Raw genomic sequence first — 22051 nt, 5'->3', positions numbered from 1 at the left:
ATTAATATTTTGGAAACTATGTATTATTTTTTTGATAAAAAACATCAATGCTCTTTGAGAAATTTTCTTTATAGAAATAAATTGCATGTATGGGAAACTATCTTTCGCCCACATGCATTTATTCCCTGTGGCTGGGGACGCAAAAAAAGTTTTTTCAAAGCCCAAAACCTAGCTGAAAAAAATGGCTTAAAAGCACTCTGCTTGGAAGATGGATTTATCCGTTCTCTTGGCTTAGGCAAAGATGGCTATGCACCTCTTTCCCTAGTGATTGATGAAACAGGTATTTATTTTGATGCCTTGCAAACATCAGACTTGGAACAACTGATTCTTCAACCTGAAACTGAAAAACTAAACCTGCGAGCTTCATCCGTCATTCAGACAATATTAAACCATAAAGTCACCAAATATAATCAAAAATTCCAAAGCATCGATCCTGCTAAATTTGAACAGACAACTAGACATGTTTTGGTTGTTGATCAAACTTTTGGTGATCAATCCATAAAATATGCTGGTGCTACCCCAGCAACCTTTAAGACCATGTTGGCACAAGCCTGTCACGATCATCCGCATGCGATTATTTGGGTCAAAACTCACCCTGATGTAATGGCGGGAAAGGCAAAATCTCATTTTCAACCGCAGGACTTGGATTCTGAAAATATCCGGGTTTTAACTGAGGCCTATAATCCGATTGAGCTGTTGGACTATATGAGCGAGGTCTATGTAGTCAGCTCACAGCTTGGTTTTGAAGCCTTGCTGTGTGGCAAGATGGTACATTGTTTTGGTGTGCCATGGTATGCAGGCTGGGGACTTACCCAGGATCATCGCGCGCCTCTGCATATTTTAAATGGGCGACGCAGACCAAATCGCTCCTTGCAGCATTTATTTGCCTGTGCGTATTTGCAGTATGCACATTATCTTAATCCAGTAACCGGACAGCGCTGCGAGTTAGAGGAAATCCTCGATTTATTTATTCCAAATATACAGTTCCAACAACAACTGGCCCAATCGTATATAGCCTATGGGTTTAGTCCCTGGAAAAAAAAGTTTATTGCAGCTTATTTCGCATTTCCTCAGCTCAAGCTGAAATTCCAGCGTTATTTTAAACCGCATAAACATCATTATATTTTAGCTTGGGGGAAAAGAGCCAAGCTGTTAAAAGAATCAGCTTATGAACAAGTCACTACTGTTGAAGATGGATTTATTCGTTCTGTTGGCCTAGGAGCGAAGCTGATCCGGCCCTGTTCACTGGTTTTTGACAATGTCGGCATTTACTATGATGCTACACAGCCTTCACGAATAGAACAGCTGCTTTTAAATGTGAATTTAAGTACAGAGCAGATTGACCGCGCACAGCGATTAAGAAAATTACTTATTGATTTAAATATTTCAAAATACAATGTCGGCACAAAAAAATCATTAACACGTCCTCCACATTCACGTGTTCTGTTGGTCGTTGGACAGGTGGAAGATGATATGTCGATTCAGCTCGGGGGAGTGGGGGTTAAAACCAATCTGGGGCTGCTCAAGCAGGTCAGGGAAAACCATCCGGACAGCTATATTATTTACAAGCCACATCCAGATGTCCAGAGCGGACTACGCACAGGGAAAATTCCTGAACCGGACATGCTGCATTATGCCGATCAGGTTGAACTTGATACTTCCATTTTAGAGTGTTTTGAAATTTGTGATGAGGTACATACCATAACGTCCTTAAGTGGTTTCGAAGCTTTAATTCGGGGGCTAAAGGTCTATTGTTATGGATTACCTTTCTATGCAGGCTGGGGCTTGACACAGGATAGATACTTGTCACAAAGACGCAATAGACATCTTACATTGGAGGATTTATTGTATGTAACCCTTGTAGAATATCCGACCTATAATTTAGCGCATACCGAGGTGTCGGGTATCCCCTTGGTCAGACCTGAAGATGTAATTGCTTATATAAAAAAACAGTTAGATCAACCGGTAAGTTATAACGAAAGGTATAAACGTGTATTATTAGCTCTATATAATATACTAAAAAAAATAGGTTAATTGCTTTATGTCAGTTCATATAAATCGTTTATTACTTTCTGAGCGGGTCCTCTTGTTACAGGGCCCGATGGGGAACTTTTTTAATCGTTTTTCTGCATGGCTAAAAGATCATGATATTCATTGCTTTAAAGTAAACTTGAATGGTGGTGATCAGTTTTTTTCACGTTCTTTTGAATACAATTTTAATTTTACCGGTGCTTCTTCTGAATTTTCAGCCTGGATTGAGGATCTGCTGTTAACCCAGGATATTGATACTGTCGTATGTTTTGGGGACTGCCGTCAATACCATCAGATTGCAAAAAAAGTGGCATTGAAGCATCAGATTAACTTTTTTGCTTTTGAAGAAGGGTATATCCGGCCAAACTACATTACCTTTGAGCAGGACGGGGTTAATTTCTTTTCCAACTTTTTATCGCATTTGAAGTTAAAAGCCAAAAAACATAAACATAGCCAGATTGAGGAAATTTCCGAAGTCAATAATAGCTACCGCTCAATGGTAGTCAGTGTAATGATCTATTATTTATTTATGCTGATTTTTTCATGGAAATACCCCCATTATAAACACCACAGGCAGATGAGTATCTGGGCTGAAATTTATTACTGGATCTGGTCAGGTGTGCGGCGCATTAAAAACTATTTTGTAGAAGATGGTCGGTTTAATACATTTATACAGGGCTATAAAAAACGCTATTTTGTTTTTGCTCTACAAGTACATAACGATTTTCAAATTCGTACCCATTCCGATTTGAAATGTATGAAAAAGTATATTGAAATGGTGATTCGGGATTTTGCACGACACGCAGATCCGCATCATCATTTAGTACTTAAACATCATCCAATGGATCGTGGCTATCGTAATTATGCTTCTTATATTCGTAAGTTGGCCAAGTCTCAGGATGTGGAGGGACGGATTCACTATTTTTGTGATATCCATTTACCTACGCTTTTAAAAAATAGCCTGGGTTTTGTCACGGTAAATAGTACGACAGGCATTCAGGCTTTGTATCACCATATTCCTGTCAAGGTATTGGGCTATGCACTCTATAACTTGCCTAAGCTGACCAACCAACGGCCACTGGCTAAATTCTGGAGGAATCCAGGTAAGGTGGATCAGGTGTATTTTAATTACTTCCGTGAAGAGCTGATTAATTATTCTCAATTAAACGGGGCATTTTATGGTGCTTCACCTTGGATGGATCACTATGATCTGTCGCATATCGAGGTAGATGTAGAAATGCAGCCGGCCAATAATCCTGTTTCCATCTGATTGGGATGAGAGCCCTTCATGGCTCATATAATTAACTGGTAAAATTTAGAAATTTTAGAAATCTTGTTGAGAGAAATCCTTAAATACTTTTGCCTGAACTTCATTGAAGGGGATAAAAGAATTTAAAATAAAAAAAGCCCTGATCGAAAAATCAGGGCTTTTTTAGAATCTGGAGCGGGAAAGGAGACTCGAACTCCCGACCCCAACCTTGGCAAGGTCACCGAGATTTATTTCATTAAATCACCTTAATTATAAGTATATGATTTAATTATTAGTATATGGTTTTTGATGGGGGTAAAATTTTGATCAATTTAGATCATTTAATGTGGTTTTGGTCACTTTATTTTGGATATTTCGGTTTGTAGAAGTCACCTATGTTTTCGCATTAATTTTATAAATTATTATAAACAAGATATGATTAAATATAATATTTGTAAGTCATAAGTTTTGGCACATGAATTCTTATATTTTCTTTAAAAATACAATTATCAGATGAACAAGCCTGCATCCAATTTTATAATCTAACCAAGAGGTTTTATAACTTGGCTTAAATCAATTGAGAAATGCTTGGATTTAGTGTGATCTTCAATCTCAATAACCTGCTCGATCAAAAACAAGCTAGATCAAAAGCATTCACAAATCTTATATAACCAAGCCCCCTGAAACAGAACATTTTACAAATTATAGAATTCACCAGACTTATAGTTTAATAACCATTTTTTGAAATTTTTTATTTTCTTAGATTGGCTTCGCTAATGAACTCATTTTTAGTACTAAGATTTTAAGCAACATAGAATATATAGCATTTGACACTTCGGACAAAATGTCGAACTTTGTAATCAATGTCTAATCAAGCATTTGATAAAAAATACTAAAAATTATTTATGTTATTGTTTTTATTGAATAAAAATTCTTGGCACACAGTTTGCTATCTACATGACATAACCAATTGATCAACCTAAAAGGTGAAACCTATGTCAGATGTAATCGAGCAAGCTAAAACTGTAAAAACTCATCTTAAACCGATTGACCGTGATGGCTTAATGGCTTTTGCTGAAAAAGGCCGTAATAACCCACAGAGCATGGGCGGAAACAAGGTACATACCATCATGCAAGGCATGTATCGAAGCTTAAGTTATGTAGGAAACCATCAACCTGTTGTGGTAGATGAGCCATTACATTTATTTGGTGAAGATACAGCACCAGCACCAGGTGAAATTGTACTTTCTGGTTTGGGGGGGTGCTTAGCTGTTGGCATCACAGCTGTAGCGACATGGAAACGTATCCCATTAAGCAAGCTAGAAATTTTCTTAGAAGCAGATATTGGTAATCCTGCCGCTTGGGGTGCAGGTGGTGCATTAAAAGCGCCTGAAGAAATGGGCTTCCAAGCGATTCGAGTCAAAGTGTTAATTGAGGGGGATGCAACACGTGAAGAATTGGATGAAATTGTGACACATGCCAATTTCTACTCACCAGTTGCCAATTCTATGCGTAATCCTATCGCATTTAGTATCAGTTTAATGGATGAATAAAAGAGTTTATCTAAGCCTTTATTTCACTTTTTATAAGATTTTAGGAAAAAATGATGATTACAAATCGAAATCAGGTCACAGAACAAATTATCTCAGCCAAAGTCATGAAAGGTTTAAAGTGGTCTGACGTTGCAGAGCAACTTGGCTTATCAAAAGAGTGGGTGACATCAGGTTGTCTAGGCCAAATGGCTTTTGATAAAGCACAAGCTGGAAAATTGGGCGAAATATTTGATCTGTCTGATGAAGCGGTGGCATGGCTACAAATTGTCCCTTACAAAGGGTCATTACCTACAGCTGTTCCAACCGATCCACTGATTTACCGTTGGTATGAAGTGGTTAGTGTTTACGGTTCAACCATTAAAGAACTAATTCATGAAGAATTTGGTGACGGGATCATGAGTGCGATTGATTTTAGTATGGATATCCAGCATGAAAGCAATCCAAATGGTGACCGTGTCAATGTTATCCTCTCAGGCAAATTCTTGCCATATAAGAGTTACTAATTCTGTTACGACTAAAGGCTCAGGCATGAGCCTTTAGATTTTTCTATCACGACGTTAATTTTTGGGAGAAAATCTCATGGGATTATCCATTTGGCATATTTTGGTCATGCTGATTGTACTGATTTTGGTGTTTGGTACTTCACGTATTAAAACTCTTGGTCGTGATTTAGGTACTGCAATGAAAGATTTTCGGCACAGTATCAATGATGATTCCGCCATGATCGGCAATTCTCAGGATGACTTAAAGCAGAATCACAAAACAACTCAAGTTGCACAGGGCAAGTAGTCAGTGCAATGGAGAACATGATGTGCTGATTTAAGGAGGGATAGCTATGCTTAATGTAAGCATCACAGAATTCATTGTGTTTGTCATTCTAGCAATTTTAATTCTGGGTCCAGAAAAGCTACCATTTGTTTTGGTGAAAGCACGTTCTTTTTATAAAAAGACAAAGTATGTTTTTGACAGCAATATTTATGATTTAGAAGCACAAATCGAAAAATATTGTAGTCCTATAGAATTGTCCCGAAAGCAATATATCTACCTTGACCCAATTGCATTTTCTCCTTATCACAGTCTGTTCATTCAGCAGCTATTTCAGATCCGTTCGAGTCAATTATGTACTATTGGCTTAATTCATCAATTACATAGTCATGCATTGCAGCAGGAAATTTGGGCAGCGAAAACACAACAAAATTTGCAGCATAACGCTTCAAAGCAGCACTTGCAGGAGGTAGCTTAAATGAAAAAATCATATGTACTTGCTGAACCTGATACTGCAATTTTACCAATAACAGGACACATTCGTGCTTTAAGAAAATGTTTGATTCAAATGCTTGGTTTTGTAATGTTGTTGGTGCTTGGATTATTACCTTTTCACAAAACTATATATGAGTGGATTTCCCAACCCCTAATTGAACAATTACCTAATCAAAGTCAGATGATTGCAACCACGGTTACAGGAACATTTGTTGCGCCGCTTCAACTCATTTTATTTGTCAGTGTATTAATCAGCTTGCCAATATTGGTGTATTGCCTGTGGAACTTTATTAAACCGGGCCTTAAACATATTGAACGAAGACTGGTATTGCCGTTATTTTTATGTGCGATTGGTTTATTTTATCTAGGGGCGAGCGGGGCATATTATTTTGTTTTACCGACAGCACTCCATTTTTTTATGAGTATTAGTCCTGATAGTGTATTACCAATGACGGATATTCAAAGCTATCTTCAATTTTGTTTGAGTTTATTTTTTATCTTTGGAATGATCTTTGAAATTCCGATTTTAATTTTTTTACTTTCTATCAATCAAATCGTATCAGTCCATGTCTGGAAGCAACAACGTCGCTTGGTTATTGTGGGCTGTTTTTTTGTAGCGATGTTTATTACACCACCCGATGCACTGAGCATGATTATGCTTGCGGTTCCTATGTATTTGCTCTTTGAAATTGGTTTAGCAGTTTCACAGTTATATTTAAATACAAAACGTATAGAGATCAATTAAACATACACTTTAGAGTTAGTTAGAATTTCAGTTTAGTTGCCATCAAAGTAGAATTCAAATCATCTCTTAATCCAGTTAGTCTGTAGTTGTATAATGCTTCTTTGTGCTCATTAAATGAGCATAATTGTTGTTTTTTCAAAATTTTAGTTGATAAGAATCTCCAGTTGGTACAGGTTTTGCTGAAGCAATCCCTAAATATTAATATGGAATTAGAAGGGATACGTTTAACATGAGCAATAACGTTAACGAAGTGACCCAGCTCAATACGGAAACAGCCTATTGGCGTACCCAGGAAATGTTGCTTTTACAACAAGTGACATCTTTGGCCAGTAAGCAACTAAATACCCAAATTGTATTTAGAGAAATCCTTCATCTTATGTCTGAATTATTGGGACTAAATCGTGGTCGTATTATCTTATTAGAAGACAATAAAAAATTTGGTAGCATTAAATATGCCTATGGTTTAACGCGTCAAGAAGTTGAACGTGGTCGCTATGCGCTAGGTGAGGGGATCACAGGTAGTGTTTTAGAGATGGGACAAACCATTATTGTTCAAAACATCGATGAGGATCATAATTTTTTAGCGCGTAGTGTTAAGCGTGAAAATCTGCCTCAGGAAATAGTCTCTTTTTATGCTTTGCCTATTCAGGTGGATTCTAAAACTGTGGGGGTCTTGGCTTGTCATCGTATTCGGTTGAGAAGGCGGATGATGAATGATGATTTAACGATCTTAAAAATCTTGACCACTATGATTAGCCAGATTTTGTATATGTATCAGCATATTGAAGACAAAACCAGTGCGTTGGCATTACAAAATGATTGGTTAAAAAAAATGTTCCATTCGGACAGTACACGTTATGGTATTGTTGGAAAATCCCCCCAAGTTCTCAAAGCTATCACCACGATCGAACAGGTTTCACAAGCCAATGCGAGCGTTCTCTTATTGGGGGAATCTGGTACTGGCAAAGAGTTATTCGCACGTGCGCTACATCTGGCAAGTCCACGCCGAGAAGAACCGTTCATCAAAGTTAACTGTGCTGCAATTCCTGAGAACTTATTTGAATCTGAATTATTTGGTCATGAGAAGGGAGCATTTACTGGCGCAGTCGGTATGCGAGCTGGTTTTTTTGAACAGGCCAATGGTGGGACAATTTTCCTTGATGAGATTGGGGAAATGCCGATGCCGATGCAAACCAAACTGCTGAGAACGCTACAAGAAGGCACTTTAACGCGTCTGGGAGGAAAGTCTGAAATTAAAATCAGTGTTCGAGTCGTAGCAGCTACTAACAGGGATTTGGCGCATGAAGTTAATATAGGTAACTTTAGACAGGATTTATTCTATCGACTCAATGTAATTCCAATTCAACTGCCTTCTTTAGCTGAACGCCGTAGTGATATTCCTTTACTGGCAATGTATTTTTTAAATAAAACGAATCAGAACAATCAGAAAAATCTGCATTTAAATCAAAGTGCATTGGATCAGTTACAACAGCATACTTGGCCTGGGAATATCCGAGAACTTTCTAATTTTATTGAACGTCTGGTTTTACTTAGTGATAAGTCGATTGTAAGTTCAGAAGATATTCAATTTTTCTTAACTCAAAATAAGGCAGAGAATATTCACCTTCCGAGCAGACAACATCATCTCGCACCTCTAGCATCGGCTGCATTTCATATGCCATATCCAGCTGAAATGCCAAATAATTTTTCAATTCGTCCCTATGCAAAAGCAGATTCACATGAGATGAATGAATTGATGACTGCTTTGGAGCGCGCGGGTGGAAATAAAACGCGAGCTGCGCAATTGTTAGGAATGACACCACGGCAGTTTAGTTATCGTCTGGGTAAAATGAACGAACAATCCAATTGAGATTGTTCGTTTGTACAAAATGTCAGACATTGTAAATAATGTTTGACAAAATAAAGAACTATAAAAATTTTTAATAAATTAAGTTATTGAAATTTAATAACAAAAAATAATTTTAATGCTTGGCACAATGGTTGCAATCCTTATGGCATAGAGCCGTTAAATGATTTAAATGAGCAGTGAATCATCTACTCCATGATTGATCACATTGCTTTAAATCTGATAAGAGAAGGAATAACCAAATGACCAGTTTAAATATTCACATCGAACAACCTCCCCATGCCGATCAATTCTTAACGAAAATTAAATCTGTCATTCAAGAAAAACTATTACCTAAAGTTCAAAGCATTGATGAGGGCTATTACCCTTTAGATGTCATGCAGGCATTGGCTCAAACAGGGGCTTTGGCGGCACATTTAAACATGTACGGTAGTCGTTATGATTTGGCGCTTTTAGCGATGCATGAAGTTGGAAAAACCTGTGGCTCAACTGCATTTTTAATGTGGTGCCATATGGTCTGTGGCTTATATATGCAAGAGTCAAATAACCCTGCGTTGATTGCACGTTTAAAAGATCATGCTGAAGGAAATAGCTTTGGAGGAACTGCACTTTCCAATCCCATGAAAGCATTTGCAGGCATTGAAAAAATGGTCTTTAAGGCAAAAAAAGTGGGTGATGGTTATGAGGTGTCTGGCACTTTACCTTGGGTAAGTCATATTCAATACGGTCAGTATTGTGGCGCAATCGCTATGGTAGAACCTCTCGATGATCAACAAGAGCCTTATGAAATTATGTTCATCCTTGATCTGGATGAACGGGTCAAATTAAGTCAGTGTCCTGAATTCTCGGGAATGGAAGGTACTAGCACTTGGAGAATTAATCTAGATAGCTATTTTGTGTCACCAGATCAATTAATAGCTGTGCCAGCAAAACCTTTCATTCAAAAAGTGAAACAAGCCTTTGTTTTACTTCAGGCAGGGATGGCAAGTGGTTTAGTGGCCGGAAGTATCGATTCTATTTTAGAAGTTCGTCAGCCTTTAGGTCATGTGAATCAATATTTAGAAGATTCCGCGGAACAATTACAACTCGAACTCGATAGTCTTTTGTCACGGGTAATGAGTTTGGCTAAACAGCCACTTACTGCCCCAGCAGAAGCATTTTTAGATGTTTTGGACGCACGTGCTGAAGGAGCATCATTAGCCTTACGGGCGACACAATCTGCATTACTGCATCAAGGTGCCAGAGGATATTTAAAAACGGCCGCTCCACAACGTCGCATTCGAGAAGCCCATTTTGTTGCGATTGTCACCCCAGCGATTAAACATTTGCGCTGGGAAATGCAACGACTGCTTAAAGAGGAGTTACCAGCATGAATAACACTCAAACAACAGCAATCGAATGGAAAAAATATATCTGCCGAGCATGTGGTTTGATTTATGACGAGGCCCTAGGCGATCCAGATAGTGGTTTAGTCGCTGGTACGCGTTTTGAGGATATTCCTGATGACTGGGAGTGCCCTTTATGCGGTGTAACCAAACTGGATTTTGAACCCTATGTGGCACTTGATTACACATCAATCTCAGACGATAGCAGCCCATTTATTAAAAATTCAGCAGAGCAAATTATTATTGTGGGTGCTGGCTTAGCCGGTTGGTCTGCTGCTGAAAATATACGTCGCCTGGATTTGAATAGACCAATTACGATTATCAGTGCGTGTGAGGCTAATGTTTATCATAAACCTGAGCTTTCTGTTGCATTTTCCCGCCAGCGCACCCCCGATCAGTTAGTAAAAGAAAGTGCGATTGATAAAGCTAAACGACTAAATGTTCAATTGGTAACACATTGCTTTGTAACAGGAATTAATGTGCAAGCAAAAATGATTCGCACTACACGAGGTATGTTTTCTTATCACAAATTGATTCTTGCTCAAGGTGCACAGTCTTTTCTTCCCGCCCCATTTTCCCCTAAGACTTGCTGGCGTATCAATAACTTAGATCACTGGAAGGCACTTTCAAGCCAGCTTAACTCTGAGGTGAGTATTGCATTGGTCGGTGCAGGAATGATTGGGTGTGAGCTTGCAGAGGATTTAGCCAGTTCGGGACATCGCGTGCATTTGATTGAACGTAATGCATATCCATTATCTACTTTATTGCCGACATATGCTGGTCAGAAACTTGTTGGAGAGCAGGAGAAAATTGGTATCCAGTTCTATGGTAATGCTCAAGTTAAAAAAATTGAGGAAAAGGGCAGTAAAAAAGTTTTGTATTTAGATCATGGTGAGACATTAATCGTTGATTTAATTATTGTTTCCCTAGGTCTAAGAACCGATTCAAGATTGGCTAACCAAGTGGGTTTAGCGTTTGAAAATGGCTATGTGGTTAATCCTATGACATTACAGACAAGCCAACCTGATATTTATGCGCTAGGTGATTGTATCAGTTTAAATGGTTCGCCTTGTCGTTTCATTGAGCCGATTGCTAAACAAGCTCAAGCCATTGCACATCATATCTTAGAGAAAGCGCATACAGGCTATCAACACAGCATACCGTTGATCAAACTTAAAACCAAAACGGTTTCTATTGAAATTCAAGGTTCACCCAAAACTGATCTGCCTTGGGAAAGTATTGAAGATGACACAGGGATGTTGCATATGCAACAACGTCATCAAACAACGATCACGGCCGAATTTAAAATGGCTCATAAATAGGGAGTACGCATATGGAACATCATAACCGTTATCGCCCCTACGCCTCAGACTCGACATTGGGTAGATGTCAATGTGGTCAACATTCATCGGAGGCAGAGCATCAGCTTGCGCTTCAAGTAACCGAATCAGCGATTGAGCAGAACTCACATGATTTTGTTGAAGCCGCATTGATGAAAGCAATTTTTCCGCAAGAAGTAACACGAAGACAATTTCTAAAAACGGTCGGTGCGGGTACGGCTTTAGCTGCGATCAGTTCAATACTTCCTATTCAATCCTTGCAAGCCATAGCTTTAGAAAAACGACCTTTGGAGAAAAAAACGCTGGATGTTGGATTTATTCCAATTACCTGTGCCACACCTTTAATCATGGCGCATCCAATGGGACTTTATAAGGAGCAAGGTCTAGATGTGCAACTTCAAAAGGTTGCAGGGTGGGCTTTGGTGCGCGACCGTATGCTGAACAATGAACTGGATGCCTCACACTTTCTGGCACCGATGCCTATTTTTATTAGTATGGGGATTGGTTCGAGTGCTCAACCTATGCGAGTGGCATCAGTTCAGAACACCAATGGTCAAAGTATTACTTTGGCATTAAAGCACAAAAATAACCGCGACCCGAAAAATTGGAAAGGCTTTCGCTTTGCAATTCCCTATGAGCAGTCCATGCACAACTTTCTGTTGCGCTATTACTTGGCTGAGCATGGTTTAAATCCAGATCGCGATATTCAGATTAGAGTGACACCACCTGCGGAAATGATTGCAAATTTACGAGCTGGAAACATCGATGGATTCTTGGGCCCTGACCCATTTAATCAACGTGCTGTTTATGAAGAAGTGGGGTTTATTCATATTTTATCTAAAGACATATGGGATGGTCATCCATGTTGTGCCTTTGGAACATCTCAAGCCTTTATTCAGCAAAACCCGAATACCTTTGCAGCGTTATATCGCACAATTTTGAAGTCGGCGAATTTAGCCAATCAGCCAGAAAATTTGATGAACATCTCTAAGGTGATCTCAAAACCAAATTATCTCAATCAACCTGAAATTGTGGTCCGGCAGACATTAACAGGCCGTTTTGCAGATGGTTTGGGTAATGTCATTCACCAACCGAATCGGGCAGGGTTCGATCCAATGCCATGGGACTCGATGGCGATTTGGATCTTAACTCAAATGAAGCGTTGGGGTTATCTAAAAGCAAACGTGAATTATCAAGATATTGCCAAGCAGATTTTTCTAATGACCGATGCTGAAAAGCAAATGAAAGAATTGGGTGTATTTCATCCAAGCGAATATCAAAAGAGAAAAAAAATTATTGTAATGGGGACGGTTTTTGATCCAACCCAGCCCGATGCCTATATCAATAGTTTCAAAATTAAACGCACATCATAGGAGTACTGCACATGTCCTTTAAATTAAAGTCAGCGGTTTTATCCTGTTTTCTCATGTTATCACTTCTGGTGGTGTGGCAAATCGCAACAATGCCAAAACCAATGACAGGTATGACCAGTGAACAAACTGAATATGCAAAGTTGATGGGAAAAATTCCAGATGAATATGGGAATATCAAAGCCAATAATGGCATGCCGACACCCGCTCAGTTTGTTGATATCACTATCAATCAGCTCAAAGATCCATTTTATGACAATGGTCCAAATGACAAAGGTATTGGTATCCAGTTGATGCATTCTCTGGGTCGTGTAGCGATTGGTTTTTTACTTGCGGTAATGGTTGCCATACCTGTGGGTTTCTTGATTGGTAATTCTCCTTTGCTATACAAAGTTCTTGATCCATTTATTCAGATTTTAAAACCGATTTCACCTTTAGCTTGGATGCCGATTGCACTTTACACCATCAAAGATTCAACGACTTCAGCCATCTTTGTGATTTTCATTTGCTCACTGTGGCCGATGCTGATTAATACCGCTTTTGGTGTAGCAGCTGTACGTAAAGATTGGCTCAATGTGGCGCGAGTTCTAGAAGTGAATCCACTTCGTAAAGCTTTCTTGGTGGTTTTACCCGCTGCTGCACCTACCATCATTACCGGTATGCGAATTTCAATGGGGATTGCATGGCTCGTGATTGTTGCTGCTGAGATGCTAGTAGGGGGTACAGGTATTGGTTACTTTGTATGGAATCAATGGAATAACCTGTCGATTGGCAATGTAGTGTTTGCAGTCTTTCTAATTGGTTTAATTGGGATGTTACTCGACATGATGTTTGGACAACTGCAAAAGAAAGTGACTTATGTAGAATAAATCGGAGAATAAGATGAATACACCTTTTATCAAAGTTGAAGAACTAGCAAAGCGCTACCGTGAAGACCAACCTGCAGTATTTGAGCATATTAACTTTAGCATTATGCCGGGTGAGTTCGTTTGTGTGATTGGTCACTCAGGTTGTGGCAAAAGTACAATTTTAAACGTGATTGCAGGTTTGGAAGAGGCCAGTGAAGGTGTTGCCATTATGGCAGGTAAGGAGATTCAGGGGCCAAGTCTAGATCGTGGTGTAGTGTTTCAAAACCATGCTTTGTTGCCATGGCTCTCAGTTGAAGAAAATGTGTGTTTTGCAATTAAATCACGTTACCCAGACTGGTCCAAACAGAAGACTCTAGAACACGCATCTAAATTTTTAGATTTGGTTGGACTCAAAAATGTAGGCAAGAAAAAGCCGAGTGAGCTTTCAGGTGGAATGAAACAACGTGTAGGCATCGCACGGGCATTTTCAGTAGAACCTAAGATGTTGCTGATGGATGAGCCATTTGGTGCTTTGGATGCGTTAACACGAGGTGTGATTCAAGACGAGCTACTCAAAATCTGTGAAATGACTAAACAAACAGTCTTTATGATTACTCATGACATTGATGAAGCCATTTTACTGGCAGATAAAATCATGTTAATGAGTAATGGACCTCAAGCCTGTGTAGCTGAAATTGTGGTGAATACTTTACCTCGTGATCGAAGTCGTGAAACGATGCACCATGACCCTCAATACTATCAGATCCGTAACCATCTGATTGACTTTTTAGTAAGACGTTCCAAAGAAGTGAAAAAAGATCTTATTCCAATTGATGCTGAACCTTTACATGTTCATCCTGGCCTAAAAGCCAGAGATGTCAGTGATGAGAAAAGTTCAATTGGACAGGTTCAGCAAATGAAGGAACAACCTGTATAACCTTTTAGGCATCCACGTGTGACATTGAGAGTATGTTGATGCCTGAATCTTTAATTTCATTCGTTTCTAATGGAAATTAATGGAGGTGGCCATGCTTACAGTCATTTTTGGTCTGTTTGTTGGAATTTTACTAGGCTTAACAGGGGGCGGTGGGGGCATCGTTGCACTTCCTATTCTCATGATGGGGTTAGGATATAGCTTTGAAGAGGCAAAGCCCATCGCTCTGTTAGCGATTGCTTTATCTGCAAGTTGGGCTGCAGTTCAGGGACTCAATAAGGGTATCGTTCGCTATCGAGCTGCCTTGTATATGGCTGTGATTGGTTTTTGCTTAGTTCCCCTAGGTTTGTTGCTGGCAAACTATATTCCTTTAACGCTAAGTTTGACAGGATTTGTCTGTTTTCTATTTTATTCAGCCATTCAGCTTTGGAGAAAAGCCAGTTCATCAACGAAAGCAACCAGCATGCTATCAAGTGCGCCATGCCTGGTTAATTCTGAAACTCATCGCCTCAATTGGACATATCCCTGCTTTAAGAAACTCGGATTTTTAGGCGGTAGTTCAGGTTTATTGAGTGGCTTATTGGGTATTGGGGGAGGGATTATTATTGTCCCTGGAATGACAGCGAGTAGCGATATAAAACTGCATAGTATTATTGCAACATCCTTGATGGTGGTTGCTTTGGTTTCGATATCTACAATCAGCATCATGGCTTATCAAGGCATGCACATACCTGCAACGAGTTACCCTTTTATAGTGATGTCGATCCTAGGGCTTATTCTGGGAAGATGGGTAATACATTATATCCCTCAACCCATTTTACAGCGTATTTGTGCCGCAATTATGTGGTGTACAGCATGCATCATGATGAGTCAGTTGATTGCAAAATAAATTTTAAAATTAATATTTTATAGAGGTTATTTATGGCGCTTAGTATCCAAGCATTTTTAGAGCCAATAAGTTCAACATTTAGTTATGTGATTGCTGATACAGAAAATAAAAAATGTGCAGTAATTGATTCAGTGCTTGATTATGAGATTAATTCTGCGAGAACTTCAACATCGCATGCAGATGAAATTATTGAATATATTCAAGATCATCAATATCATCTTGAATGGATTTTAGAAACCCATATTCATGCAGATCACTTATCCGCTGCAACTTATATCAAGCAAAAATTAGGTGGAAAGATTGGGGTAAGCAAGCATATCCACTCTGTATTTGAGATGTTTCATCCTGTTTATGATCTTCCTCCAGCCACAGTATCTCAATTTGATTATTTTTTTGAAGAAGATGAAGTCTTTGAATTGTGTGGTCATCAGGCTATGGCATTGTATGTTCCAGGTCATACTCCGGCAGATATTGCCTTTAAAGTAGAGGAGCATATTTTTGTCGGAGATACATTATTCGCAACAGATATTGGTACTGCGAGATGTGATTTTCCAGGAGGAAATGCATATCAACTTTATAAATCTATTATGAAAATTTTAGCATTTCCTAATAGCACTAAAATTTATTTATGCCACGATTATCCACCGGCTTATAGATCACATGAATTTTTAAGTACGGTAGATCAACAGAAAAAAGAAAATATTCATATTAAGCAAGAGGTAGATAAAACTAGTTTTGTACATATGAGACAGCAGCGTGACTCAACTTTAAGTCCACCTCAGTTATTGATTTATGCGATTCAAATTAACTTGGCAGCAGGTAAATTTCCACCTAACAGTCAAAATGGAGTCCAATACTTGAAGATCCCATTAAACCAAATTTAGTAAGGCCTCATAATTAATAATTATTCATTCTTAGGAACATTATAGAATAGACATCTTTCATGACTCAAAAGTGATCTTCTTTTTGATGGATATTTGGACCCCAGAATTTTTAGCTTCATGCATCATCTTTGAACGAAATATATTGATTGAAAAAAGCTATCTGATTTTTAGTGGGTAATGCTTCCTAAAATTAAACGAGTTTAAAAGTAGAAAATCGAATAACCTTTAAACGAGGAAATTTTCTATGAAAACATCTAAATATTTAGATAGCTTAATCATGAGTATTTTAAAGCAAGCTGAAGCAGGAACACTAAAAAATGGGTAACTGTCAGATCAGGTTTGAGCTAGTACATTAGAACAGAGCTGCATCTGACAGTACATGAAATGTCCAAGATCACTAAAATTTCGCTTCAAACTTTATAGAAACTAGAGCGATCAGATGCAAATCCAACTCTAGACACAATGCTAAAACTTTTAACCCCATTTGGTTTAAAATTAACTGTTGTGAAGAAATAAGAACTTTCTACCAAGATATTTTCGATCTAAATGATCGCTTAAAGACGAGAAACGATCATTAGGTACATCAGTAGTTTGAATACCCCAAGTGCTTTTGCATCTTTATACTTGAAAGAGAACTTGATTCGCTCTTCATCCTCATTCAGGCTGAAATTTTCTGTCCGTAATGCTAAATCTTGTAATGTGTTTTTGAGCTGTTCCTTGCTCTGTTGGGAAAGCTCAAGATGAAGATATTTTTTAGGAAATAAACTGCTGATAAAAGACATAAACTTTTTCAATTGGCGTTTTTCATTCAGTTCAAAAATGAACTGGGCTGAATTGGGCTGAACTTTTTCAAGATAAATTGAATAGATAGTATTGAGTTGTTTTTCATATTGATGATGTACTGCTGTGAAGCGTTCCTGAACCGTATGAATGATCTGTTTTTCTTCCTGATTGGTGGGCAACATGGTGACCAATGCATTAGGAGATTTTCTTAAAAAGTCTGTAGTAAATAGGCGGGAAGATTTTTTTTGGTTTAGACAGGAAGTTTTCAAATGCAGGGCTCTAGCACGTAATTTTTTTGCTACTTGCAAAGGAATAGCTTCAGGTAATAAAAGATTCTCTTCTTTTTCAACTACAAGAATGTGATGCAATAATTCAAAACTCATTTCGGAATCATGTGCTCCCAGTACGAGTGGATCAGTGGAACGCTGGTGCCTTGGTTGATATTGATGATCATGTTGCTTGTAACGGTCTTTAGTAAGTTGATCAAATAAGAACGACCTGATTGCACGTTGTTGAACAGGGTATTTAACAGCAGCATCATGTTTTAGAATATTAAAATAGGCTTCTTTAGGAAGCGGGCTTTGTATTTGATTGAGCTGATAACTGATTGCCAGATGCATTAAATGCAGATAGCTAGAACAGGTTGTTTCAGGTGTCAGATGCCCGGCAAAATGAGAAAGGGCGTACCAGATCTGTTGAGTATTTCTGTTTCGTTGCAAGGCATAACGGATGCGGAGTTGCTCATTTGGTGTATAGTCTGTAAATGCATCAGCAAGCGGTGAGTGTTTTAAAATCAGATAAAGATGATTAAATGCTGAATGACGCAGGCTGTGATAAGTAAAATTGTGCTCACCGAAAAATGACTGGATTAACTGCTTTAATAGAGAATTTACTTCATTTTCATGAGTTTCTTTTAAGGACTGTTTTAGAAACAGCGGTTGTGCAAGTGATTTTCCTTGTGCTTTTAGAACTCGTTGTCTGTTCTCACTATACGTTTTGAATGCGTGTAATTCGTCTGCTTTAAGCAGATGATGAAGAGGGATCTTACGGTAAGCTGAATAACTTTTTTGATTTTTACTGCGATTATTTCGGATAGTTAACATCACAGCATCTTCAGTAATAAACAGATCACGGGCAAAAATATTTAATGTTTCATTAATCCGTAGTCCGGCTCTGAAACCCAGAATAAAAATAAGTTTAAACATATTTTTATCTTGAACCGAAATACCTTGATTAGTTTCGAGCCGCTGTAACATGCCGTGAAAAAGATGTGGTGAGATCAGTGCGGTTTTGCAGATTTTTGGTTGGATTAAATTATCCAGATCGACAGCCGGAGCATTAAAGAACAAGCTCTGTTTGTGATGAAATTCCTGTAGACGTTTTTGTATAGTCGCTCGATTCGTTTCTTTCTTTAATAAAAGCATTTCTCCATACATATCTTCAAAGTCAGCATCTGAAAATGATGCAATATCTTTGTCTTGCGTTGCCTGTAGCCAATGGACGGCAAACTGTGAAAACATGGTATTTAGAGAACTTTGCTTAATTGACTGAAAATCTGCTTGTATAAGCTTGCGCTTAAATCGTTGCTGCTGCTGAATAATATGATTGAGAAGGTCTAGTTGGGAATCCGTTAATTTTGAGCGTAGAATGCTCCACAGCAGCAAACGCTCCAAGGCTGGAGGTTGTTCCTTGGCATATAATTCTATGAGTCGATCGCTATAGTTTTTTGCACGAATAGCTCGACGTATTTCTGCTAAAGCATCAGCTATATCTATAGAAATATTGGTTATAGAGGGAGCCTGATGGTTTTCACAAGTATTCTCAATCTTATTGTTATTAGGATTAGCTTGTTCAACCTGAACAAAATAAGCTGCTAATTGTTTTTCAAGAGGACTTGAACTGCAAATTTCATTTTTTAAGATACAAATGGACATTTGATCCAGTCCGCTGTTTTTCAGGAACTGTGTATAGTAAAAACCGTATTTTAACAGGTCCTTACAACGTACTTTTTCTTTAGGAAAGCATTCGATAATACAAGCATTAATCAGTTGTTCTGCATTATAAATGTCCGAAAATAAATCAAATTTTTGATGTTTTAGTCTGTAGATCCAGCATTTCACAATATCGTGCAGCACAAATGTTTTGGTATAGCTGACTGAAAACTCAAGGTCATTAATACGCTGATTACCGAAATTTGGATTTGGGATCTCTAGAGAAACAATATGATTCGAGTCTAAGAAGCTTTGAAATTTCTTTGTTTTTAAAATGATTTTTAAAAACTTTTGTAGTTCGTTCTCATTATAAATGCCATTGAATAATATTGTGCTGATCAAACAAAAAGTGAGGGATTGAGTTGGACTGAAGTCATTATGTTCTGTCCAGTGAGCAATCAAATTTTTGGCAAATTGAGTCACCCTTTTACCATGTTTTAAAGTCTCAATATTTTGCTGAGGTGGGGGGCATTCATGACTAACAGGTGTTGCAGGAATAGGGTAGTTTTGATTTGATAAACGATTAAAACGCTTGATATATTTCGCGAATTCTAAGCGTGCCATTTTATGACTGCGAGTATTAGATTTGTACTTTTCCAAAAGTTGATTATCGACTTGTCTATATACATCGGAATAGTTTTCAGGCGTAAGCTCTAGGCATTTCTCACTAAATAATTTAAGAAGAAATTCCTTATTTTTTATAAGTTTTTTTTGTCGTTTTATGGAGTGTGGATGTCTGCTCATTTAATCATGATCCCGTTGAATGTCGACATACTTTTAAGTTCTAATATTTCGACAAGCTTGTCTTGTGCTACTCGAATATGATCGTAATCAGTTGCCTGAAAACCCGAATAACGATCAAACAGTCCCTGCATTGCTTCGTCATGACCAAAGATGTCTTTAACTATATCTTCATTGCAGTATTGTGCAAAAAAATAACGAGAAAAGTGGCGGGTCCAATTGCGCTGAAGGGCTATTTCTGTACAGAATTTTTGAATATCAGAAAGTTCTAAATTTCGGATATCTCCTTGTGGATCGTAAAATAATAGAAAGGGGCGTTCACCCTCGAAGACCTCATGGATTGTTTGTACTTGTTCATTGGACAGATAGGCTTTTGTGAGGTAGAGAAAGTGTTTTAAATATTTTAGGTAATGCTGTATTTCATCACGAAGATAATCGTTAAACGGTAGATATCGTCCAATGGTGCCCGAATAACGCTGCTCTTTATCTGCAACAGCCATCAATTGATTGTCGAGGTCAATATAATCTAGATTTGGCGGGAAGGACTCACTTGGTCGTGCTGAAGTTATCAGCATGCAAATATGCCAAAGCCAAATTGAATAATACTTCAGTGTTTTGAAAGGATTTGGATTACCTCGAACTTGTTCATCAAGCTGTTTAAATAAAGATTTAACCAGTGGCAGATCTGGTGTTTGCTGACTACCGAAAGTAATAGGAGATTTAAATTCTTCGATATAACTGCTGTTGAGCTGCGGGCAAACTAGATAAAGTGTTTGGCTATAAATATCGAGAATATCTATGATCTGTGTTGAAGAATAATGGCATGGAATATAGTGCTGAACGCTTACGCCGCTAAGTAACTTACTTTCCAATTCATAACCTAGCTCATTCAATGTAATGTCACTGAGTAAACGTGGGAGATTTTGTTGAGTTAGCTGGAAAGTCAGCTCTTTATTGATGCTACGTAAATGCTCTTGTACCTTTGAATCAATTTTTGCATGATCCCACTTTTTTAGTTGAAAAATATTTTTAAAGTAAACTTGAGGCAAGGGAATCGTAAAAGAGTTTATGGTATTCAGCATATGTTCTTTCAAAACAAAATCTTTGAATTTAGAGATTTCAAAGCTTTGTTTGAAGAAACACGAGTCAGGCTTCAGTAAAACCTTTTTATTTTTTGCAGTGATTCGTGAGTTTTTTTGGAAAACTGGCAGATCTTTATAATAAGTAAGACTGAGTACTGAAAATAGAAGTAAAGCATGAATGGGAGAACTTTCTGCTTCTTCAAATAAAACTTGCATAACGTGCCGTGCAGTAGGTAAATCGAAAACCCGAGGATTTGGCTTGTTCATTAGCTCATTCTTGTTTTGATGCAGAATTTTACTTTTCAGATTTACGATTTGGGCAGTGACAGAATGTTGCTCTAATCCAGTAAATTCAAAGTTATGATCTTCAACTGTTTCAATGACTTTATCTTCGCGTGATTGTTTAGCTGTACCCTGTTCAAACTTGGTCTGATACGTTTGCTCATCATCAAGAGTAGTTCTTGAGGTCTTGTAAACATCTGTTTGGGGAGGTTCTTGGATGCCTGGATTACTTTGACGGTGTCTTTTTTGACGTTCTGATTGAGTATAGGTATACGTATAAATAACGCGGATTTCTGCCAATTGGCCTATTTGGGTTTTCTTTAAACTCTCTTTGGATTTGTCAAATAATTTTCTATTCTCAGTTTCAGCTTCTTTTAGAAATTCAACAAGATCGTCTAATTCGATCGGAAGAGACGGTAAAAAATTGTAAAGCCAATGGTATTCCTGCTTTGTACTGGCTAAACGAAAACGTCTACAAAGATTAGCTACAGTAGCTGCATGTTCTTTGCTATCAAGTAATTCAATGCATTGAGTATTGAAAATGGCCCATTTCAGTGCATTTGATTGATATGCTGATGGAGTGTTGATCAGCGCCAGGAGATAATGAGCTAATGGATACTTACTAATCGATAGATCAGTAGGATGCTGATTCATAATTTTAATTAGTTTAACGACTTCAGTTGGTCGGATGAAATCATTGAGCTTAAAGAAGTCCTGATCATTTTCCAGTTTTGCTTCCGCCAGTGCTTGATAGAAGTCTCGAAATAGCTCAAGCTTTAATTCTTGAGTATCTTCTAAATAACTATATCCATTCATG

General features: G+C 38.0%; 17 protein-coding genes and 1 pseudogene. 16 read left to right on the top strand and 2 right to left on the bottom strand.

What is annotated here, in order from left to right; all coding sequences use genetic code 11:
* Positions 1–18: 18 nt before the first annotated feature.
* The 16 genes and pseudogenes from VXP95_RS09930 to VXP95_RS09855 form a co-directional block, all read left to right on the top strand.
* On the top strand, positions 19–2034 hold the full coding sequence (locus VXP95_RS09930; RefSeq protein WP_416711948.1) for a capsular polysaccharide biosynthesis protein: 2016 nt from the start codon (positions 19–21) through the stop codon (positions 2032–2034).
* A 7-nt stretch (positions 2035–2041) separates the two neighbouring features.
* Entirely contained in the window at positions 2042–3301 is a 1260-nt protein-coding gene (locus VXP95_RS09925; RefSeq protein WP_416711947.1) for a capsule biosynthesis protein, read from the top strand.
* Between the two features lie 974 nt (positions 3302–4275).
* Positions 4276–4833, top strand: a complete 558-nt coding sequence (locus tag VXP95_RS09920; RefSeq protein WP_151820730.1) for an OsmC family protein — start codon at positions 4276–4278, stop codon at positions 4831–4833.
* Positions 4834–4886: 53 nt separating this feature from the next.
* On the top strand, positions 4887–5336 hold the full coding sequence (gene cynS, locus VXP95_RS09915) for a cyanase (protein WP_416711946.1): 450 nt from the start codon (positions 4887–4889) through the stop codon (positions 5334–5336).
* Between the two features lie 76 nt (positions 5337–5412).
* Positions 5413–5622, top strand: a complete 210-nt coding sequence (gene tatA, locus VXP95_RS09910) for a twin-arginine translocase TatA/TatE family subunit (RefSeq protein ID WP_151820728.1) — start codon at positions 5413–5415, stop codon at positions 5620–5622.
* 46 nt (positions 5623–5668) lie between these two features.
* The gene (locus tag VXP95_RS09905; protein ID WP_005001549.1) at positions 5669–6076 is read left to right on the top strand and encodes a Sec-independent protein translocase subunit TatA/TatB; all 408 of its coding nucleotides are present in this window, start codon (positions 5669–5671) and stop codon (positions 6074–6076) included.
* Positions 6077–6838 (top strand): twin-arginine translocase subunit TatC, encoded by a 762-nt coding sequence (tatC, locus tag VXP95_RS09900; protein ID WP_004762866.1) that lies wholly within the window; start codon positions 6077–6079, stop codon positions 6836–6838.
* Positions 6839–7067: 229 nt separating this feature from the next.
* Complete coding sequence (locus tag VXP95_RS09895) at positions 7068–8708, top strand: sigma 54-interacting transcriptional regulator (protein ID WP_416711945.1); 1641 nt, start codon at positions 7068–7070, stop codon at positions 8706–8708.
* A gap of 239 nt (positions 8709–8947) precedes the next feature.
* Entirely contained in the window at positions 8948–10078 is a 1131-nt protein-coding gene (locus VXP95_RS09890; RefSeq protein ID WP_416711944.1) for an acyl-CoA dehydrogenase family protein, read from the top strand.
* On the top strand, positions 10075–11412 hold the full coding sequence (locus VXP95_RS09885) for an FAD-dependent oxidoreductase (protein ID WP_416711943.1): 1338 nt from the start codon (positions 10075–10077) through the stop codon (positions 11410–11412). Before VXP95_RS09890 ends, VXP95_RS09885 begins: the two co-directional genes overlap by 4 nt.
* A gap of 11 nt (positions 11413–11423) precedes the next feature.
* Positions 11424–12803, top strand: coding sequence for an ABC transporter substrate-binding protein (locus VXP95_RS09880; protein ID WP_416711942.1), 1380 nt, complete (start codon positions 11424–11426; stop codon positions 12801–12803).
* An 11-nt stretch (positions 12804–12814) separates the two neighbouring features.
* Positions 12815–13669 (top strand): nitrate ABC transporter permease, encoded by an 855-nt coding sequence (gene ntrB, locus VXP95_RS09875; protein WP_416711941.1) that lies wholly within the window; start codon positions 12815–12817, stop codon positions 13667–13669.
* A gap of 13 nt (positions 13670–13682) precedes the next feature.
* Positions 13683–14585, top strand: a complete 903-nt coding sequence (locus tag VXP95_RS09870) for an ABC transporter ATP-binding protein (RefSeq protein ID WP_416711940.1) — start codon at positions 13683–13685, stop codon at positions 14583–14585.
* 91 nt (positions 14586–14676) lie between these two features.
* Positions 14677–15471 (top strand): sulfite exporter TauE/SafE family protein, encoded by a 795-nt coding sequence (locus VXP95_RS09865; protein WP_416711939.1) that lies wholly within the window; start codon positions 14677–14679, stop codon positions 15469–15471.
* 32 nt (positions 15472–15503) lie between these two features.
* On the top strand, positions 15504–16355 hold the full coding sequence (locus VXP95_RS09860; protein ID WP_005092574.1) for an MBL fold metallo-hydrolase: 852 nt from the start codon (positions 15504–15506) through the stop codon (positions 16353–16355).
* A 348-nt stretch (positions 16356–16703) separates the two neighbouring features.
* Positions 16704–16871: pseudogene (locus VXP95_RS09855) on the top strand (helix-turn-helix transcriptional regulator); the annotation flags it as partial.
* Between the two features lie 38 nt (positions 16872–16909).
* Here the strand turns inward: VXP95_RS09855 and VXP95_RS09850 are convergent.
* Together VXP95_RS09850 and VXP95_RS09845 are read right to left on the bottom strand one after the other, a co-directional pair.
* The gene (locus VXP95_RS09850; protein ID WP_416711938.1) at positions 16910–19873 is read right to left on the bottom strand and encodes a tyrosine-type recombinase/integrase; all 2964 of its coding nucleotides are present in this window, start codon (positions 19871–19873) and stop codon (positions 16910–16912) included.
* Positions 19870–22050, bottom strand: coding sequence for a hypothetical protein (locus tag VXP95_RS09845; RefSeq protein ID WP_416711937.1), 2181 nt, complete (start codon positions 22048–22050; stop codon positions 19870–19872). The genes VXP95_RS09850 and VXP95_RS09845 overlap by 4 nt, the downstream gene beginning before the upstream one ends.
* Between the last annotated feature and the right edge of the window lies 1 nt (position 22051).

Source organism: Acinetobacter sp. 226, from assembly GCF_048147925.1.
Lineage (GTDB): Bacteria > Pseudomonadota > Gammaproteobacteria > Pseudomonadales > Moraxellaceae > Acinetobacter > Acinetobacter pecorum.
Note: the sequence above shows the minus strand (reverse complement) of the source record. Positions and strands in the feature narration are given on the sequence as shown.

Bases quoted from the DNA above. Each gene is read 5' to 3' on its own strand.
- tatA (WP_151820728.1), top strand. From the start codon at position 5,413: ATGGGATTATCCATTTGGCATATTTTGGTCATGCTGATTGTACTGATT.
- VXP95_RS09870 (WP_416711940.1), top strand. From the start codon at position 13,683: ATGAATACACCTTTTATCAAAGTTGAAGAACTAGCAAAGCGCTACCGT.
- VXP95_RS09845 (WP_416711937.1), bottom strand. From the start codon at position 22,050: ATGAATGGATATAGTTATTTAGAAGATACTCAAGAATTAAAGCTTGAG.
- tatC (WP_004762866.1), top strand. From the start codon at position 6,077: ATGAAAAAATCATATGTACTTGCTGAACCTGATACTGCAATTTTACCA.
- VXP95_RS09865 (WP_416711939.1), top strand. From the start codon at position 14,677: ATGCTTACAGTCATTTTTGGTCTGTTTGTTGGAATTTTACTAGGCTTA.
- VXP95_RS09885 (WP_416711943.1), top strand. From the start codon at position 10,075: ATGAATAACACTCAAACAACAGCAATCGAATGGAAAAAATATATCTGC.
- cynS (WP_416711946.1), top strand. From the start codon at position 4,887: ATGATTACAAATCGAAATCAGGTCACAGAACAAATTATCTCAGCCAAA.
- VXP95_RS09925 (WP_416711947.1), top strand. From the start codon at position 2,042: ATGTCAGTTCATATAAATCGTTTATTACTTTCTGAGCGGGTCCTCTTG.
- VXP95_RS09920 (WP_151820730.1), top strand. From the start codon at position 4,276: ATGTCAGATGTAATCGAGCAAGCTAAAACTGTAAAAACTCATCTTAAA.
- VXP95_RS09905 (WP_005001549.1), top strand. From the start codon at position 5,669: ATGCTTAATGTAAGCATCACAGAATTCATTGTGTTTGTCATTCTAGCA.
- VXP95_RS09890 (WP_416711944.1), top strand. From the start codon at position 8,948: ATGACCAGTTTAAATATTCACATCGAACAACCTCCCCATGCCGATCAA.
- VXP95_RS09895 (WP_416711945.1), top strand. From the start codon at position 7,068: ATGAGCAATAACGTTAACGAAGTGACCCAGCTCAATACGGAAACAGCC.
- VXP95_RS09930 (WP_416711948.1), top strand. From the start codon at position 19: ATGTATTATTTTTTTGATAAAAAACATCAATGCTCTTTGAGAAATTTT.
- ntrB (WP_416711941.1), top strand. From the start codon at position 12,815: ATGTCCTTTAAATTAAAGTCAGCGGTTTTATCCTGTTTTCTCATGTTA.
- VXP95_RS09880 (WP_416711942.1), top strand. From the start codon at position 11,424: ATGGAACATCATAACCGTTATCGCCCCTACGCCTCAGACTCGACATTG.
- VXP95_RS09860 (WP_005092574.1), top strand. From the start codon at position 15,504: ATGGCGCTTAGTATCCAAGCATTTTTAGAGCCAATAAGTTCAACATTT.
- VXP95_RS09850 (WP_416711938.1), bottom strand. From the start codon at position 19,873: ATGAGCAGACATCCACACTCCATAAAACGACAAAAAAAACTTATAAAA.